19 protein-coding genes are annotated in these 18,114 nt (G+C 31.8%); 3 read left to right on the forward strand and 16 right to left on the reverse strand.

Annotated elements, in window-relative coordinates:
* Nucleotides 1-99: 99 nt before the first annotated feature.
* Together RT99_RS17470 and RT99_RS17475 are read right to left on the reverse strand one after the other, a co-directional pair.
* Nucleotides 100-879 carry a zinc ribbon domain-containing protein gene (locus tag RT99_RS17470; protein ID WP_026982834.1) on the reverse strand — a complete coding sequence of 260 codons (780 nt, stop codon included), beginning with the start codon at nucleotides 877-879 and terminating at the stop codon, nucleotides 100-102.
* Nucleotides 880-882: 3 nt separating this feature from the next.
* Entirely contained in the window at nucleotides 883-1,977 is a 1,095-nt protein-coding gene (locus RT99_RS17475) for a Nif3-like dinuclear metal center hexameric protein (protein WP_042566000.1), read from the reverse strand.
* Nucleotides 1,978-2,086: 109 nt separating this feature from the next.
* Here RT99_RS17475 and lpxK point away from each other — a divergent pair, with 109 nt between their 5' ends.
* Nucleotides 2,087-3,136, forward strand: a complete 1,050-nt coding sequence (lpxK, locus tag RT99_RS17480) for a tetraacyldisaccharide 4'-kinase (RefSeq protein ID WP_042566001.1) — start codon at nucleotides 2,087-2,089, stop codon at nucleotides 3,134-3,136.
* 8 nt (nucleotides 3,137-3,144) lie between these two features.
* On the opposite strand, the gene RT99_RS17485 is transcribed toward lpxK, so the two are convergent.
* The 3 genes from RT99_RS17485 to lipA all read right to left on the reverse strand — a co-directional run bounded on the left by RT99_RS17485 (nucleotide 3,145) and on the right by lipA (nucleotide 7,298).
* Nucleotides 3,145-5,316 (reverse strand): ATP-binding protein, encoded by a 2,172-nt coding sequence (locus tag RT99_RS17485; RefSeq protein WP_042566002.1) that lies wholly within the window; start codon nucleotides 5,314-5,316, stop codon nucleotides 3,145-3,147.
* A 25-nt stretch (nucleotides 5,317-5,341) separates the two neighbouring features.
* A complete protein-coding gene (gene gap / locus RT99_RS17490; protein ID WP_042566003.1) occupies nucleotides 5,342-6,340 on the reverse strand; it encodes a type I glyceraldehyde-3-phosphate dehydrogenase in 999 nt (332 codons plus the stop codon).
* Between the two features lie 91 nt (nucleotides 6,341-6,431).
* Entirely contained in the window at nucleotides 6,432-7,298 is an 867-nt protein-coding gene (lipA, locus tag RT99_RS17495) for a lipoyl synthase (protein ID WP_042566004.1), read from the reverse strand.
* A gap of 332 nt (nucleotides 7,299-7,630) precedes the next feature.
* Between lipA and RT99_RS17500 the strand changes: the two genes are divergently transcribed.
* Nucleotides 7,631-8,500 carry a M48 family metalloprotease gene (locus tag RT99_RS17500; protein WP_042566005.1) on the forward strand — a complete coding sequence of 290 codons (870 nt, stop codon included), beginning with the start codon at nucleotides 7,631-7,633 and terminating at the stop codon, nucleotides 8,498-8,500.
* A gap of 68 nt (nucleotides 8,501-8,568) precedes the next feature.
* Here RT99_RS17500 and RT99_RS17505 read toward each other — a convergent pair whose 3' ends face one another.
* From RT99_RS17505 to murB, 9 genes are all read right to left on the reverse strand, one after another.
* Nucleotides 8,569-8,949, reverse strand: a complete 381-nt coding sequence (locus RT99_RS17505; protein ID WP_042566006.1) for a PH domain-containing protein — start codon at nucleotides 8,947-8,949, stop codon at nucleotides 8,569-8,571.
* A 70-nt stretch (nucleotides 8,950-9,019) separates the two neighbouring features.
* Nucleotides 9,020-9,751 (reverse strand): DUF4184 family protein, encoded by a 732-nt coding sequence (locus RT99_RS17510; protein ID WP_042566007.1) that lies wholly within the window; start codon nucleotides 9,749-9,751, stop codon nucleotides 9,020-9,022.
* A 139-nt stretch (nucleotides 9,752-9,890) separates the two neighbouring features.
* Entirely contained in the window at nucleotides 9,891-10,715 is an 825-nt protein-coding gene (locus tag RT99_RS17515; protein ID WP_042566008.1) for an energy transducer TonB, read from the reverse strand.
* Nucleotides 10,716-10,872: 157 nt separating this feature from the next.
* A complete protein-coding gene (locus RT99_RS17520; protein ID WP_042566009.1) occupies nucleotides 10,873-11,424 on the reverse strand; it encodes an RNA polymerase sigma factor in 552 nt (183 codons plus the stop codon).
* Entirely contained in the window at nucleotides 11,415-12,518 is a 1,104-nt protein-coding gene (locus tag RT99_RS17525; protein WP_042566010.1) for a glycosyltransferase, read from the reverse strand. The genes RT99_RS17520 and RT99_RS17525 overlap by 10 nt, the downstream gene beginning before the upstream one ends.
* Before the next feature lie 83 nt (nucleotides 12,519-12,601).
* Nucleotides 12,602-13,216 carry an FMN-binding negative transcriptional regulator gene (locus RT99_RS17530; RefSeq protein WP_042566011.1) on the reverse strand — a complete coding sequence of 205 codons (615 nt, stop codon included), beginning with the start codon at nucleotides 13,214-13,216 and terminating at the stop codon, nucleotides 12,602-12,604.
* An 11-nt stretch (nucleotides 13,217-13,227) separates the two neighbouring features.
* A complete protein-coding gene (locus tag RT99_RS17535; RefSeq protein ID WP_042566012.1) occupies nucleotides 13,228-13,683 on the reverse strand; it encodes a GNAT family N-acetyltransferase in 456 nt (151 codons plus the stop codon).
* A gap of 4 nt (nucleotides 13,684-13,687) precedes the next feature.
* Entirely contained in the window at nucleotides 13,688-14,191 is a 504-nt protein-coding gene (locus RT99_RS17540; RefSeq protein ID WP_042566013.1) for a hypothetical protein, read from the reverse strand.
* Between the two features lie 27 nt (nucleotides 14,192-14,218).
* Entirely contained in the window at nucleotides 14,219-15,232 is a 1,014-nt protein-coding gene (murB, locus tag RT99_RS17545) for a UDP-N-acetylmuramate dehydrogenase (protein WP_042566014.1), read from the reverse strand.
* A 163-nt stretch (nucleotides 15,233-15,395) separates the two neighbouring features.
* Between murB and RT99_RS17550 the strand changes: the two genes are divergently transcribed.
* A complete protein-coding gene (locus RT99_RS17550) occupies nucleotides 15,396-16,109 on the forward strand; it encodes a hypothetical protein (RefSeq protein ID WP_042566015.1) in 714 nt (237 codons plus the stop codon).
* 97 nt (nucleotides 16,110-16,206) lie between these two features.
* Here RT99_RS17550 and RT99_RS17555 read toward each other — a convergent pair whose 3' ends face one another.
* Both RT99_RS17555 and RT99_RS17560 read right to left on the reverse strand, forming a co-directional pair.
* Nucleotides 16,207-17,271: a glycosyltransferase gene (locus RT99_RS17555; protein WP_042566016.1), complete on the reverse strand. Its 1,065-nt coding sequence runs from the start codon at nucleotides 17,269-17,271 to the stop codon at nucleotides 16,207-16,209.
* A 90-nt stretch (nucleotides 17,272-17,361) separates the two neighbouring features.
* Nucleotides 17,362-18,039 (reverse strand): DUF2461 domain-containing protein, encoded by a 678-nt coding sequence (locus tag RT99_RS17560; RefSeq protein ID WP_042566017.1) that lies wholly within the window; start codon nucleotides 18,037-18,039, stop codon nucleotides 17,362-17,364.
* Nucleotides 18,040-18,114 lie beyond the last annotated feature (75 nt).

Raw genomic sequence — 18,114 nt, forward strand, 5'->3', positions numbered from 1 at the left:
ATTTTTATTCTTAGTAGATAATAATTAGTGAAATTAGTGAAATTCGTGGCGGAAAATTTTATGCAAAAAAAAATCCCGATTAAATCGGGATCTTATTATTTAGAATTTAGAGAACAATTGTTCCATTTTTTCTTTTTCTTCTTCAGCTAATGCGCTGTCAACCAAAATTCTTCCAGAGTGCTCATCAGTGATGATTTTCTTTCTTGAAGCAATTTCTACCTGAGTTTGAGGCGGAATTGTAAAGAATGATCCTGCAGAAGCTCCTCTTTCGATAGAAACAACGGCTAAACCATTACGAACACTACTTCTGATTCTGTTGTAAGCTGCTAATAATCTTTCTTCAATTTGACCTGAAAATTCAGCAGATTTCTCAGATAAGAAGATTTCTTCTTTTTGAGTTTCAGACATAATTGCATCCAATTCAGATTTTTTATGTTTTAAATGCGAACTTTTAGCGTCAAGTTTTTCTTTTAAATTAGAAATAACTTCTTTTTTATGTTCGATAGAAGCTTTCATTTCTTTGATTTGCTTTTCAGCCAATTGAATTTCTAATTCCTGAAATTCAACCTCTTTTGTCAAAGAATTGAATTCTCTGTTATTACGAACTGATTCTTGTTGTTTTGTGTATTTTTTGATAACCTCTTTGTGCTCATCAATTGCATTTTTCTTTGCTTTGATAAGATCTTCAATAACCTCAAGTTCACTTTTCAGTTTCTCTGAACGAGTGCTCAAACCTGCAACTTCATCTTCTAAATCTTCCACTTCTAAAGGAAGTTCTCCTCTTACGTTTCTGATTTCGTCAATTCTAGAGTCAATAAGCTGTAAATCGTATATTGCTCTTAACTTGTCCTCAACACTTAATTCTTTCGTATTCGCCATATTCTATAAGTACTTAACTGGATTTGTATTTTCTTCTGATAAAATGATTGCAAAATTAAGGATTTTTTTTCGAAGATAATCAACAATATAGTTTTTTGTATAGCGTTCGCTCTCAAAATGACCAATATCGGCTAAAAGTAACTTGTTTTCGGCTTCATAAAACTGATGGTATTTTAAATCGGCAGTCAAAAAAGCATCGGCTCCGGCCTGAATTGCATTTTTTATAGCAAAACTTCCTGAGCCTCCCAAAACGGCAACTTTCCTGATTTTCTTGTCTAAAAAGTCAGAATGGCGAATTCCATCGGCAAGCATTTTATCTTTTACGAATTTTAAAAACTCTTTTTCATCCATTTCAGTTTCAAATTCACCAATCATTCCCAAGCCAATATTTTGATGTGAATTTTGAAGATCGTAAACTTCATAAGCAACTTCTTCGTAAATATGATTGGCAAATAATGCTTTTAAAATTCTGGATTGCAAGTGTTTTTCAAAAATAACTTCGATTTTTATTTCTGTTCCGGTATGTAATTTTCCTCTTTCTCCAATAACCGGATTACTGTTTTCATTTCCTTGAAAAGTAAAAAAACCTTCAGTATTAAAACTGCAGTTATCATAATTGCCAATAGTTCCTGCGCCAGCTTCAAACATAGCATTTCGAACTTTATCTGAGTTTTCAGGAGTTGTGTAAGTAACTAATTTTTGAATAAAATTTTGTTTCGGAATCAAAACCTTTGTATTTGTCAATCCCAAGGCATCACAGAAAATTTTATTAACGCCTTGTGAATGATTATCAAGAGCAGTGTGAACAGCATAAATTGCAATATCATTTTTGATGGCTTTTAAAATGGCGCGTTCCACATAATTTTTACCTGTAATTTTTTTAATTCCAGAGAATAAAATAGGGTGGAAGCAAACGACTAAATTGCAATTTTTAGCAATAGCTTCGTCAATTACATTTTCAAGAGCATCATGACAAACTAAAACTCCTCTACTTTCGGTTTCTGAATTTCCGACTAAAAGTCCCACGTTATCAAAATCTTCGGCGTAAGCCAAAGGTGCCATTTCTTCGAGAACTTCTATTATATTTTTGATTTTCATTTTTTGCTATTAGTTTCAGGTTTTATTAGTTTCAAGTTTCATGTTGTAGAGAAAAACTTGAAACGTGAAACCAGAAACAAATTAACGAAAAAAATTATACTTTCGTAAAATGAATATACTTCGAAAAATACTTTTCCCATTTGCCGTTTTATACGGATTCATTACTTCTATAAGGAATTTCCTTTTCGATAAAGGAATTCTAAAATCAACTTCATTTGATATTCCGGTTATTGCCGTTGGGAATTTGAGTGTTGGCGGAACAGGGAAAACACCTCAAATTGAATATTTAATTCGTTTATTATCTGATAAATATAAAATAGCTACTTTAAGCCGCGGTTACAAACGTAAATCCGAAGGTTTTGTTTTGGCAGATGCTGCCTCAAATGCCGAAATTTTGGGCGATGAACCTTTTCAGTTTTATCAAAAATTCCCCAATATTCAGGTTGCTGTTGATGCAAACAGGACAAACGGAATTACACAATTACTTTCTCAAAAAGAAAAACCACAGATTGTTTTATTGGATGATGCTTATCAACACCGAAAAGTAAAAGCTGGTTTTTATATTTTACTAACTTCCTATGATGATTTGTACGCGGATGATTTTATGCTGCCAACCGGGAATTTACGTGAAAGCAGGAGCGGGGCCAGTCGTGCCAAAATTGTCATTGTAACAAAATGCCCGAAGAATTTATCTGACGAAAAGCAAAATGAAATCTGGAAAAAATTAAAACTAAGCAGTTCCCAGCAATTGTATTTTACTTTTATAGATTATGATGACGCAATCTATGGTAAAGACGAAAAGATTGCTGTAAATGAAATTAAAAATGAGTCAAAATTACTTTTGGCCGGAATTGCAAAACCAACCCCATTTTTTGAATACTTAAAAAACGAAAACGACGAATGTCTGACCTTCCCGGACCATCATCATTTTTCTGAAAAAGATTTAGAAATGATTCAGAATAAAGCTCAAAACAAAAAGATCATTACGACAGAAAAAGATTATGTTCGCTTAAAAGATTCAAAACTGATTTCGCAGTTGTATTATTTACCAATAAAAAGCACGTTCATCAATAACAAACAAAATTTTGATGCAACGATTTTAGAATACTTAGACAAGTGTTTAAGAACCTTAGCCTCTCAGAATCTTAGAATCTTTTAAAAAAAAAACTAATCGAAAAATTTAGCAATTGTACTGTAAAATTCATCAGGTACAAAAGGTTTTGTAATGACATCGTTCATTCCGAAAGCTAAAAGCATGTCCTTATTTTCGTCAAGTGAAATAGCTGTTAATGCAATAATTGGAGTTGTTTTATCGTATTCACGAATTTGTTTGGTGGCAGTTGTTCCGTTGATTCCGGGTAAATGAACATCCATTAAAATCATATCAAAATGTTTTACTTTTAAAAGCTCTACGGCATCTTCGCCATTATCGATTATTTCGCAATAAATAGCTTTATTTTCGAGCATTTTTCGAGTAATCATCTGATTGATTTTGTTGTCTTCAATCAATAAAATAGATTTGTGTTTTAGTTGTTTATCGTTGTATGATTTTACTTCTTCAGCTTTTTCAATTGGTTCATTGTTAATGCTGAAATCTAGTTTAAAAGTAAAGGTAGAACCTTTACCTACTTCACTTTTTAATTTAATTTCTCCGCCTAAAAGCTCAATAAGTTTTTTTACAATAGTAAGTCCCAAACCGGTTCCGCCATATTTTCGGTTAACTTCTACAGAACCTTGCGAGAAGCTTTCAAAAACAGTTTGTAATTTATCTTCAGGAATACCAATTCCGGTATCGACAATTTCAAAGTAAATGGTTGCATTCTCTTCACTTTTATGAAATAATTTTGCAATCACATTTACGTTTCCGTTTTGTGTGAATTTTAAAGCGTTGTTAATTAAATTCAATATAATTTGAGAAACCTTTGTTGAATCGCCAATTAAGCTATCAGGAATTTCTTTGTCTATTTCAAGATTAAAATAATTTTTATTGGCAGTTGCCAATTCCTTTAATGAACCCTGAATGTTAAAAAGTAATTCTTTTAAATTAAAACTAATATGTTCGACTTCAACTTTTGTAGAATCTATTTTGTTTATTTCCAGAATTTCATTGATAAAAGTAGTAAGATAATTTCCGGAGAATTTTAATGATTCAAGGTATTTTAATTGCTTTTTCTTCGGATGATCTTCAAGAAGTAAATGTGTGATTCCGTTTATAGCGTTTAGTGGTGTTCTAAGTTCATGACTTACAGTAGATAAAAATTCAGATCTGGCTTTTGATGCTTTTTCTGCCTTGTTTTTGGCCAGAATAAGTTCTTTGTTTTTTTCTTTTAAAAGTAAATTATTCTGATTTCGTATAATATTGTTTTTATATAAAGCCAAACTCAAAAGCGATAAAATAGAAATCAGGGCAATTGCCAAAATGCTGACAAGCTTGGAATAGCGATAAGTTTTTAACTGAATTTTTTCTTCACTTTCCCGTTGTAAAGTATTGTTTAAAGATTGATTTTTTTTGAATCTTTCGAATTCATTCAAATCAATTTTGGCATTTTTCAACTTTAAAATATAGTTTTCTATTTGATAATGTTCGTCCAGATAAGAATAGGCGAGATCAAAATTTCGGTTTTGTTTGTAATACTGACTTATGGCTAAAACAATTTTTGACTTCTGAATCAAATCAGTTGTTTTTGAGTTAAGTTCCAGGGCATTGTCGTAATAAATAATTGCCGAGTCGTTTTGTTTAAGTTGGGTCTCGATTAAACCAAGCTGATAATAAGAATCGATTTTGGTTTTTAAAACAGAAGAATTGTCAGGTTTTTTGATTATTGTCTGAAAGGTTTTTGTTGCGGCTTTTAAATCGTTACTGGTTTTAAATGCCATCGCTTTTTGATAGTTTAAAATTTCGGCACTATCAACAATATTTAATCTTTTAAGTAGCGAATGAGCCTTTTTATAATAAATCTCAGCCGTTTTGTGATTGCCTTTTGCAGTATTGGTCACTCCAATATAATGTAGTGCCAAAGCCTTGGTGCAAGTTGGTTTTAAGTTATCAAACAATGAAACGCTTTTATGAAATTTTTTTAATGCTTCTTCATATTTTTGTTGATTGTAGTAAATTTTTCCAAGCTTAAAAGTCTGGTTGGCTAAACCCTCAGATTTGCGATTGGTCTCGCAAAAATCTATGGATTTTTTTGTGAAGAAAATCGCCTGATCATATTTTTTAGCCTTTAGATTGGTGTTGGCTAACTTGTTGTAATAGGAAATACTATCTATATTCTGCTTAGTTTGAGAATACAAAATTGAAGTAAAAAAACTAATTAGAATTAAAAGGTGGTATTTCATGTATTGCAATGCTTTTACAATGAATTTATGTTTTTCTCATCAGTAAAATCAAATCAATTAATCGTGATGAATAGCCAATTTCGTTATCGTACCAACCCACAACTTTTACCATCTTATCAATTACAGATGTAAGTTGTGCATCGAATAAACACGAGTTTGTATTGCCAATTATATCAACCGAAACGATCGGATCTTCTGTATAATCTAATATTCCTTTTAAATTTGTATTTGAGGCTTTTTCGAATGCTTTGTTAATCTCTTCAATAGTTACGGCGCGCTTTACATTAAATGTTATATCGGTTAATGAACCATCCGGAACCGGTACACGAATTCCACAGCCACCTATTTTCTCATGCAATTTAGGAAAAATTTTTGTTAATGCCTTAGCTGCACCTGTAGTTGTTGGAACAATTGACTGACTTGCACCTCTGGCCCTGCGTAAATCCTTATGTGGCTGGTCATGAAGACTTTGGTCGGTAGTGTAAGAATGTATCGTTGTTATGTATGCTTGCTCGATTCCGCACAATTCATCGATGATTTTTATCATCGGGGCAGCATTGTTTGTCGTACAGCTTGCATTGGAAACGATAAGTTCACTTCCGTCTAAAATATGCTCATTTACTCCTAAAACTACTGTTTTTATAGTGTCAACTTCTGATGGAGCCGAAAGAATTACTCTTTTTGCGCCTGCAATAATATGCGTATTTAATTCTTCGTGCGTTTTATATTTTCCTGTTGCCTCTACTACGAAATCAATGTTATGACTTTTCCAGTCTAAATTTGAAATGCTTTTTTCATGAAAAAATAAAAAATGTTTTCCATCAACAATAATGCTTTCTTCGTCGTGACTTACCTTGAAAGGTAAAACACCATGAATACTGTCGTATTTTATTAAATGCGACATGGTTTTATTATCAGCAATGTCATTGATCGCAACAACTTCAATTTCAGGGTGGTTTAAAAGAAGACGAAATAAATTTCTGCCAATTCTTCCAAAACCGTTAATAGCAATTCTAGTTTTCAAGATTTACGTTTATTTGTTTAATCGTTTAACTGTTTATTCGTTTTAATATCTTGACGATTAAACGAATAAACAATTAAACAAATAACCTTTTTTATAAAATGTGTTTTTGTGCTTTGTATGAAGAACGAACTAATGGGCCGCTTTCAACGTGACGGAAACCTAATTCTAAACCAAATTTTTCATATTTAGCAAATTGATCCGGGGTAATAAATTCTTTTACAGGTAAATGCTTTTTACTTGGCTGTAGGTATTGGCCAATAGTAACAACGTCTACATTTGCATTGCGTAAATCAGTCATGGTTTGAAAAACTTCTTCTTCAGTTTCTCCAAGACCAAGCATAATACCAGATTTAGTTCTGTTGATTCCTTTTTCTTTTAAGTAACGTAAAACTTCAAGGCTGCGATCGTATTTTGCCTGAATACGTACTTCACGCGTTAAACGGCGAACGGTTTCCACATTATGCGAAACCACTTCAGGATTCGCTTCTACAATTCTGTCAATGTTTCTTTCAATTCCCTGAAAATCCGGAATCAAAGTCTCAAGAGTAGTATTTGGATTCATTCTGCGAATAGCTTTCACAGTTTCAATCCAGATAATGGATCCGCCATCTTTTAAATCATCTCTGTCAACACTTGTAATTACGGCATGTTTAATGTTCATGATTTTTATAGAACGGGCTACTTTTTCAGGTTCGTCCCAGTCTACCGTTTCAGGTCTTCCGGTTTTTACACCGCAAAAACCGCAAGAACGTGTACAAACGTTACCTAAAATCATAAAAGTTGCTGTTCCTTCTCCCCAACATTCACCCATATTTGGGCAGCTTCCGGAAGTACAAATAGTATTTAAGCTGTATTTATCGACTAAACCACGTAGTTCAGTGTATTTTTGTCCAATTGGAAGTTTTACCTTCAACCATTTAGGTTTTACGGTTGGTATATTTTCAATGACTGTTTCCATATATCAAAATTCAAAAGACAAAGATAAGCAATGTAGTTTATTTGGAGATTCGTTTATAGTTTAATTTGAAATTGTATTTTAGAGATTTTAAGAAAATCATTTTGCTAATTGTTTGGTTAATGTGTTAAAATATTGCGTTAAAAAAATGCTGAAGCGATTTAATGCCGTGCTTTTTTATTCTTTTAAGGTTATAAAATGAATAATTATGATATTAGGTTGAATTTTAGTCATTTAAAAATTATACCTTTATTTGTTAAAAAATATGTTTGCAAAGGGTAAAATGATATTTTCTTAATAGTACATTTGTTGTTAAATTGTAATAATTAAAAAACATGAAAAAGAAATTAATTGTAATGGGAGTTTTTGCTGCTTTCGGATTTACTAAAATGAATGCGCAGATTAATTTTGGAGAAAAAGCAATAGGTGCTGTTCAAAAAGGTGTTACGGGTTTTACCTTTAGTAATGCCGATGCTGCAGCATTATCTAAAGCCGCAGTGGATAAAATGGATGCAGAACATGAAATTGCTCCTGCGACAGATGGATACGCTATAAGACTTAACAGAGTTTTTGGAAAACATACAGCGGGTGAAGGTTATACTTTAAACTATAAAGTCTATAAATTAAAAGAAGTAAATGCTTTTGCTACCGCAGATGGAAGCGTTCGTGTATATTCTGGATTAATGGATATTATGGATGACAACGAATTATTGGCGGTTATTGGTCACGAAATTGGTCACGTTGCTAATAATGATTCCAGAGATGCAATTAAGGCAGCTTATAAAAAAGAGGCTTTAATGGATGCCGCAGCTTCTCAATCAACAACAGTTGCAAGTGTTACAGATAGTCAGTTAGGAAAAATAGGAAGCTCAATTATCGATAGTAAATTTAGCCGTAAGCAAGAAGCAGATGCTGATTTATTCTCGTATAATTTCCTTAAAAAGAATGGTTACAATGTAAATGCTGAAGAATCGGCTTTTAGAATTCTGGCTAAAATGAGTGAAGGAACAGAAGCTTCGTTTATTGATAAGATGATGAGTTCGCATCCGGATTCTAAACAAAGAGCTGATGATGCTAAGAGCAGAGCTGAGAAAGATGGTGTGTATAAAGCGTATGTACAGCAAAAAATTGTAAATACAGTTCCGGCTAAAGCTACAACGACTAAGAAAACAACCACAAAGAAAGCTACAACTAAAAAGAAATAATAGTTTTGAAGTAATAAAAATAGACCCGACAAGTTTTTTAAAATTTGTCGGGTTTTTTAATTTGTGGATTAACCTAAAACATGATGTGCCAAAACTTTTTGTACTTCATACACATTTACCGATTTAGTAAATTGCTTTACAATACTAGGCTGCAATTCGCTTGAAACCCAAATTTTTAATTCAGCATCAAGATCAAAAGTTCCTGCTGTTTCAATACTAAAACGAGTAATGCTTTTGTATGCGATTGATTTGTATTCTGTTTTGCTTCCTGTAATTCCTTGTACATCAACTAAGATTAATCTTTTATTTGTAAAGATAAAAGTGTCGCGGATTAACTTAAAACCCATTTCTACTTCTTCATTATCAGTTAAAAGCTGACCGTATTTTTTAATTAAATCTTCCTGGCTAACTGCGCCTGCGTTGCCAAGAAGTGCTGAAAATATTCCCATTTTTATTGATTTTTTATTTTAATGAATTATTTGTTCTGTACTGTAAAAGTAAGTGATTTTGTTATTTTTTTTAGAAATTCGATTTAAATTTAATATATAACGGAGTTAAAATTAATGAAATCAGAGTCGCAGAAATTAAAGAAACAATTACATGTCCGTATGCGTCATAGCTTAGATCTCCTAAAAATCGGATTAGTATAATTATTAAAATAAAAAAGAGTACCAAAATCCAATAATTCTTGTTTATTGAAGTTTCAGAGTTGTTATTTTTTGGAAGTTTTAATATGGTCAATAAAATAATGAACGCTCCAATAAGCGTGCTTAGATGCTGAGCAATTTTTAAAACAGGAATTTGTTTGTTGAAAAGACAAACGGAATTTCTTAAAGCAGAAATATGATTTACAAAATAGCCGTGCTCATGTGTGAAACTATCCCAAAAAAGATGGGAGCTAATTCCAATTAAAGCAGAAATTAAAATTATAAAGTAATGTTGTCTGAAATAATTATTCCAATCAAAATAAGTGAAAATTAAAATTCTTGTTCGAATATTTACCGGTAGATTATTAAATAATTGATTCCTGACAATGTTATGGAAAATGAAGGATAAAATAATTGCTGATGGCAAATCAAACCAAAAGATTCCGTGTAAAGTATGACTATAATTGCTTTGAACTTTCATTCTAATAAAGTATTCAAAGTCAGGAGTTAAACTGCCAATAATAAGGCTTGTTAAAGAAAACCATTTTTTAGGCAAATATCTTAAAGGTAAGATTATTGCAGGATGAGAAAAAGTAAAAGGCATTTGATTTCTTTAAAGATTTTGTATTGCTAAAATAGTCTTTTAAATAAAGATTTGTATCTGAAAAAAAACTCAACTTTCTTAGTCTCTTAATCGCTTAATTCCATAAAAAAAGCAGAACCTAATTCTGCTTTTTGTTTTGTTATTCAGCTTCCGATTTTATTGTAATTGGAAGATTATATGCAGTTCGGACCGCTTTACCGTTTAATATTCCCGGACTCCATTTTGTTTTTAATGATTTTAAAACTCGAATAGCTTCTTTGCCAACTCCATAACCAGGATCATTTCTTACCATGATATCAGTTATTGAGCCGTCTTTTTCGATTACAAAAGAAACATAAACTTTTAAAGTTCTTTCAGCATCCAATTCTGGTCTTGTAAAATTGTTTCCCACATAAGTATAGAACTTAGCCATTCCTCCTGGGAATTCTGGCATTTTGTCTAAAACAGCCGTGTTTACAATTGAATTTCCTGTATCTGCAGGTTCAACAGCATCTCCGCCAACATTGCCATTTGATGGCAGCACATTTGCAGAAGTTCCTGTTCCTGTAGAAGCATTATCTACTGCAGAACTATTCTGTGTGTTAGGTGCAATAACATCTGGTGTTGCTTGAGCTGTAGCTACTACAACAGGATTCGTCAATTGTACATCAGGCGATGCTGCTGCAGTTTGTTGAACAGGTGTAACTGGAGCAGGGGGTTCTGGTTTCACATGAATCGGACTTAAATCTACCGGCGTTATTGGTATTTCAAAAATAGTCGTAGGTGCTACAACAGGCGCCGTTCTAAATTTACTAATCAGCATCGATACGCTTCCTAATCCTGCTATTAATAGCAGTGCCATAAAAAGTGCTGTAATAGTTGTTTTGGGATTCTCCTGGCGCAATTGATACGCTCCGTACTCTTTGTTTTTGTTTTCGAAAACAAGATTGGTCCACTTGGATTCGTAGATACTGGATTTAGACATAGTTAATTGGATTTTAAGGTTAAGTAAACATCAAATCATAAGCCAAATGGGATTAGTGTGTAACTAAGAACGGAAAATTAAAGAACTTGTTTGTTAAATTGATAATGTTTTAAGAATAAATACGAAGATTTTTTATTCTTTATCTAAAGATAATAAATTATCTATTACGTTCAATGATTTCTGCTAATAATTTTTTAGCTCGAAGTAGTTTTACTTTTACATTGCTTAAAGGCTCATTAATTTTGAGCGCAATTTCCTGATATGTCATTTCCTGAAAGTAACGCAATTGAATTACTTCCTGATAATGTGGTTTCAGTTCTTTAATGCATTGTAGTAAACGTGATAGATTTTGCTCTTTTATCAGAGCATCTTCTGCAGATGGAGTAGTGTCTGCAATGTTGTAGGCTTGTTGATCTTCAGCATCTGTAATTTCAACAAAAAGACTGGTTTTCTTTTTTCGCAGTAAATCAATATAGACATTTTTTGCGATGGCAATTAACCAGGTATTAAATTGAAATTCAGAATTGTAGGATCCAATTTTATCAAAAGCTTTTGAGAAAGTTTCGATTGTAATATCTTCTGCAGTAGTTTCGTTTTCGGTACGTTTTAACATAAAACTGTACACTTCATTCCAATAAAAATCTAATAAAAAAGTAAAGGCGATCTGATCGCCTTTTTTTGCTTTTTCTATTTTAGAATTTATTTCCAATGTACAGGTTTTGAAAAGATATTAGTTATAAAGATATTAATTTGTGTGAATATAAGCACCATTTCTACAACAGGAAACCAAATTTTAAGATCTCTTTCTCTTAATTTTCCGGCAGAAAATCCCATTACGATCCACGCAATTGTATAACGTGTCGCCAATAGAGCCAATACAGCAATCCATTGAAATTGGAAAGACAATAATACTATAACTAATAAGAAGAAAAATAATTGTGAACTGTAAAATAATGACAATTGAATTTTATCAAAAAACTTGTAATGATTTGCCGTAGTAACGTGTCTTCTTTTTTGAATAAACCACTCGCTATAGGATTGTTTAGGTCTCGAATAAGTAAAACCTTCAGGATTATAAGCAATTGTAGTGTTTGCTTTGTTTGCTGCCTGATTTACAAATAAATCATCATCGCCAGAACGAACCTGAATGTGTTCGATAAAGCCATTTACATTAAAAAATTCTTCTTTTTTATATGCTAAATTTCGGCCAACTCCCATATATGGTAATCCTGCTTTTGCCCATGAAAAATATTGTACTGCCGTAAGAACCGTTTCAAATCGAATAATTTTATTCAATAAAGAACGTTCCTTTTCATAACCTCCATAACCTAAAATAATAGTTTTTTCTTCGGTAAATTGTGAAGTCATTGCTGTAATCCATTCTTTTGAAGTTGGATAACAATCAGCGTCAGTAAATAATAAGTAGTCTTTTTTAGAAGCTTTGATTCCTAATGTTAAAGCATATTTTTTGTTGCCCCAAAAGGCTTCATTGTTTTGCACTTTAACCAAACGAATGTTTGAATATTGTTTTTCAAACTCTTCAAAAACTTCCAGCGTTTCGTCGCTTGAAGCATCGTCGATTAAAACAATTTCAAAATCAGGATAATTTTGCTCAGCTAATAACGGAATGTATTTTTTTACATTCTCCTCTTCGTTTTTTGCACAAACAATAACTGAAACAGGAATGTTTTGTTGCTTAATATTTTGTGGTTTGCTAAAAGCGAATTTTCCAAAAATACCTAAATAATAAAAAAGTTGTATAATAACTATAGCAATAAAAAAGTAAAATATATATATAAGCATTTGAATTTAATTGTCTTTTTAATTTTTGAATCTGCGATGCAAATGTACTTATGAATTCCTAATTTTCAATGATTAAAAGCTATTTACTTTCGGCATTTTGACATTTCGGCTGCAAGAGCGACAGATTGAGGGTTTTTGGTTTTTTCTAATTCAGAAATTATATTTTTATAATTGTGGTCATCCCTGTTTTGTGATAGCTTTTTTGTAGCCTGAATTTCATCAATTTCAATCTCAAAACCAAAGATTCCTCTTGCCTCACGCATTGTTTTTGCTGATAAATCTTCAACACGAACCGGGTTTTCAGAACCCGCCTCATATTTATCAACTAATTTTTTAAGTTGTTCTATTGTAGCTGTTTCATCTACAATTTTGATTCGCCCGTAAACATGTACGGCTATGTAGTTCCATGTTGGTACATTTTCGTGATCGTACCAGGAAGAAGAAATATAACCATGCGCACCTGAAAAAACAGCCAAAACCTGATCATTTTCGGCAAAACCTTCAGCTTGCGGGTTGAGTTTAGAAATATGTCCTTGCAGAATTTCTTTTCCATCAGCATTAATTTCAAATTCTATCGGAATATGTGTGGCGCATAATTTTCCGTTTGTTTGATTGATCAGAATTCCAAAACTATTTTCTTTCAAAAAGGTTCTGATTGATTCCGGGTCTTCGTTTTTGTATAAGTCTGGTGTATACATATTTGTGAGTTTTATTTTAAAGATTTTCCAAAACAAATAGCTTCTGGTCGATCTTTATATTTTCCGTAATTTGGAATTACTTTATAATTTTGTTTTTCGTAAAACTGTGTAGCTTCAGTATTTTTTATTCTCGTTTCTAAAATTAATTCCTCATAACCACTTTTTGAGGCTATATCTTCTAAAAAAGCTAAAATTGTTTTACCAATTTTCTTTCGGGGATATTTAGAATACATCCTTTTTACTTCTCCAACAGTTTCAGAAATTGGTCTAATCGCTCCGCAACCCACAATTTCATTTTTTATTTCAGCTACAACAAAAACATATTTTGAATTATTTTGCTGCCAGTCTGTGAAAGAATTTTTCCCATCACTCCCAAAACGAAGATAAAGATTTCCAGACAATTCGTCTATAATTGCTGCAACTTTTTCATTTGGATTTGTGATTTTTATAGAAATGGTTTCTGTCATAAATTTAAATTATATCTTTTCCGGAATTAAATAAATTTGGCTTCACACTTAACCATAAAATTGTAACACCAATTAAAGTAAAAATAATTCCTCCAACGATAAATTGGGTGGCAGAATCATCCGAAAATATGGAGATGAAAGAATCAAATAAACGGGATAATATTCCTTTTCTAAAAAATTTAAATCTCATAATAATATACATTACTATTGCGACTAAAATTGTGTTTAGTGATGAAAGTCTGTTTCTCCAATTAAGGAAAGAAGCTATAAAAATCCCAAACAAAAAACCTAAAAATATCCAGATATAAATACTCGGCCAAAAACTAATAACATCTTCTTTTTTAGGGAATAATCTATTCCAGCATTCTAATTCTTTATTTTGAAAATAATTTGTGGCACAAATAAACTTTTCAGCTACGGTGTAAAATCTTAATTGCAATATGCCGTGAATAAGGAAAATTATTCCAATTATTTGAAATAGAATTACTCTGAAGTTAAGTTTTTTCATTTAGAAATTAATGGATAAAATCCAGCTTTAGATAACATTCACTTCGGCTTCAATATGAATACCGAATGTTTCAAAAACAGTTTTTTGAACATCTTTTGAAACGGCTAAAATTTCCTGACCGGTTGCGTTTCCATAATTTACTAAAACCAAAGCCTGATTTTTGTGCACACCTGCATCACCAAAACGTTTTCCTTTAAAACCAGCCTGCTCAATTAACCAGCCAGCCGGAACTTTTACTTCGGTTTCAGAAACTTCATAATATTTCATTTCTGGAAATTTCTGGTGAATTTTTTCAAAATCAGATTTCAGTAAAATCGGGTTTTTAAAGAAACTTCCGCTATTTCCTAATTCTTTCGGATCGGGTAATTTGCTTTGTCTGATAGCAATTACAGCATTACTCACATCTTTTAAAGTTGGAGTTGTGATATTGTTTTTAGCCAATTCAGCTATAATATCTCCGTAAGAAGTATTGATTTTATGATTGCGTTTTGTTAGTTTATAAATTACCGATGTAATAATATATTGGTCTTTGACTTCATTTTTAAAGATACTTTCTCTATATCCAAAATTACATTCAGGATTTATGAAAGTTTTCATTTCCTGAGTTTCAATATTCATGGCTTCGCACGAAACAAAAGTGTCCTTTATTTCAGTTCCGTACGCACCAATATTCTGAACCGGAGTTGTGCCGACATTCCCCGGAATCAATGACATGTTTTCTAAACCGCCAAAATTATTTTCAATGGTATAAAGTACAAAATCATGCCATGTTTCGCCAGCCTGACTTTCGACCCAAACAAAATCATCATCTTCTTTAACGATCTTTTTGCCTTTTAAGTCAATGTGAATCACCAATGCATCAATATCCTTGGTTAAAAGCATATTGCTTCCTCCGCCAAGAATAAACTTTTTCTCATTTTTGTTTTCTTCTAAAATGGTTTTTAATTCATCAACTGAATGAACGGCAACAAATTGTCTGGCTTTGGCTTCGATGCCAAAAGTATTGTAGTTTTTTAAAGAAAAATTGGATTGGATTTCCATAAATAAAAGGCTTTATAATCTGATTCAAAAGTAAGGATTATAATTTATTTGAGTTGGATTTTGAAGAAATATCCATTGAAAATGGAAAGAATTTGTTAATCTTTAGTTCTGTGATTTCTATATTTTCTTTTTGTAAGTTTGAAATAATTAAAATAGTATAATTATGTCTAAATCAATTCTTAAAAATAGAGTTGTACTTCTTTTAGTCAGTTTATTTTTTTCAATGAGTGTGAATGCTCAAATCAATATGTTTGATACTTGGCAAATTAATGATTTAATGGGTGTTCGTGACCTTGAAGAATATTCTATTGTTAAGATGGGAAAATATCATTTGGGTTATATGTTTGTTTTAAATCATGATGGGACTTTTTTAATTAGAAATTTGCCTCAATGTGGAAATGGTATATTTAAGAATATTTCAGGAAGTTTTATATTGATTGATGATACTCATATTCGGTTTATGCTAAATAGAATTTCTTATAGTAGTTATAGTAAAGAGGATAATTCAGAAGAAGAACCGAATGTAGATTTAGGAATTTTTTATATCTATCAAGATTCAAAATCAATCCGATTAATTAAAAGTAATGGCAATTTACAAGATGATAAAGATAAAATGCTGTATACTGATATGCTTAAGACTTTTGATGAAAATTGGAAATCATATAATTATTCATGGGTAAATGCAAAAGCAAATATTCCGCAGGAAAGTGTAAAAGATTATCTGGACAACAAGTTGATTGGTTTGTCTGATTACAAAATTGTATACTCAAAAAAAGAAGGATACGGAGAACTGTTTCTTGTGAGAAAAGATGAGGATTTTCATTATGTTCTTTATAACGGTATTAAACAAAAAGTTTCTTTAGCATATCCTCGTTGATTGAGTAAAATGTAGTTTTTGCCGCAAAGAGCGCTAAGATTTACGCGAAGTTCGCAAAGCTTAGCGTTCATAGCGTAAATCTTAGCGCTCTTTGCTGTTAAATAATGACGCGTGAATCCAGTAACTCATGATATTTATCCGCAATAACCTTCATATTAATATCATAATTAGCATTCTCTTCCACAAATTTTCTATTCTCTAAAATCGCATTATTTCGTGATTCGACATTTTCAAAAGACCAAATCAATTCTTCTGCCAGCATTTCGATATTATCAATTTCAATTAATTGTCCGTTTTCACGATGTTTGATCCAGCTTTGATTTCCCGGAATATCAGAAACTAAAGGATAACAATTACAAGCCATTGCTTCAAACAATGATGCCGAAACGCCTTCGGTAATAGGCATGCTGATATAAATATTCGATTGTTGTAATAATTTAGGAAGATCAGTATTTGGGATTCTTCCCGTAAAAATTAATTTATCTTCAATTTGTAATTCTTTGGCTAAATCTTTTAAAAACTGCAAACGAGTTCCGTCGCCAACAATGGTTAGTGAAAAATCAATTCCTTTTTGATGTAGAATAGCAAAAGCTTTCAAAATAGAATCATGGCGATATTCTGGTTGCAAAGAACGCGTTACAATAGCTTCAATTTTATTTGAATTATTTATGAATGGAGAAAAAAGAGTTAAGTCAATCCCTTTCGGAATAACTAAAACTTTATTCATATCAACGCCAATTTCTTTCATGGAAATTGTCATAACCGGACCCCAAGCGTGAATTAAATGTGCTTTTTTGAAAGCATATTTCTGAATGAATTTTTTAAACGGATACAAAACAGAGGTTTCCGGCCATAAGTCAGTTCTGCCTTGTTGTGCAATGGCGATAGTTTTAGATCCTGATAATGCGGCAAGAAAGCCATAACTTGTAGTTCGTTCGGCAATAACCATATTCGGTTTTTCTCGTCGAATGATTTTCCGAATCGAAATAGGAGAGAAGAAGTATTCTGTAATACGTTTGAATCGGTTAATTTTTGAATTATTTGGTGTTTTGAGTTCCCAGGTTATAATTTCAAAATCGCCAAATTCCTTTAAACCTTTCATCCAGGTTATAGCATCGGCACGGTAAGATTCTCCCAGAAAAAGTATTTTCCTTTTTTTCATTCGGTGGTTATTTTGCCGCGAATTTCACGAATTTACACGAATTAATTAATGAAAATTTGTGAAAATTTGAGGCGAACTTTTTAAATTAAACTAAAATTCATCAGTATCTAAAGCACGATTAATGAATTCGTTTAAAGGTTTTAAAGTGATCAGTTTTTGACTCATTTTGGCAACGAAATCTTTTTTAGTTACTTCGCTAATGTCGTATTTTTGAGTTGCAGTAAAACTTTTCAATTTTAAAAACTCAATTGCAGGATGGTCTTTTTCGTAACCACGCGGCATACTTTTAAGAGAATTGTTTTCACTTATATCCAAACTTCCAAATTCTTTTTTAAAGTTTTTATCAGCCAGAATCGCTTCAAGATCATCATGAAAAAAAGCAATTTCTTTGCGGACTTTTTTCAAATCTTCAGATTCTGGAGAATAAAATCCACCGGCAATAAAACTTGCACCTTTTTCAATATGTACATAATATCCTGATCGATTAGCACCTTTTGCGCCAGATGACATCCAAACGCCCAAATGGGCTTTGTAAGGAGATTTATCTTTAGAAAACCGAATGTCACGATTGATTCTGAAAGTACAATTTTTAACTTCCAGCAATTCTAACGAAGGATCCAAAGGTTTCATCACGTCCAAAAAATCACTTACCAATTGATGGTAATCTTTTTTGAAGATTTCGTATCGTTTTTTTTGATCCTGAAACCAGTCTCTATTGTTGTTTTTCTTTAAATCGTCTAAAAATTGCAATGATTCTTTCGTTAGCATATTCGGTATTTATTGCAGTTGTTTTTAAGTTTTATTTGGAGCTAAATTAATGATTTTTTTCGCCACGAATTTCAC

This window comes from Flavobacterium sp. MEB061, assembly GCF_000834715.1.
In the GTDB taxonomy this organism is placed as follows: Bacteria; Bacteroidota; Bacteroidia; order Flavobacteriales; family Flavobacteriaceae; genus Flavobacterium; species Flavobacterium pectinovorum.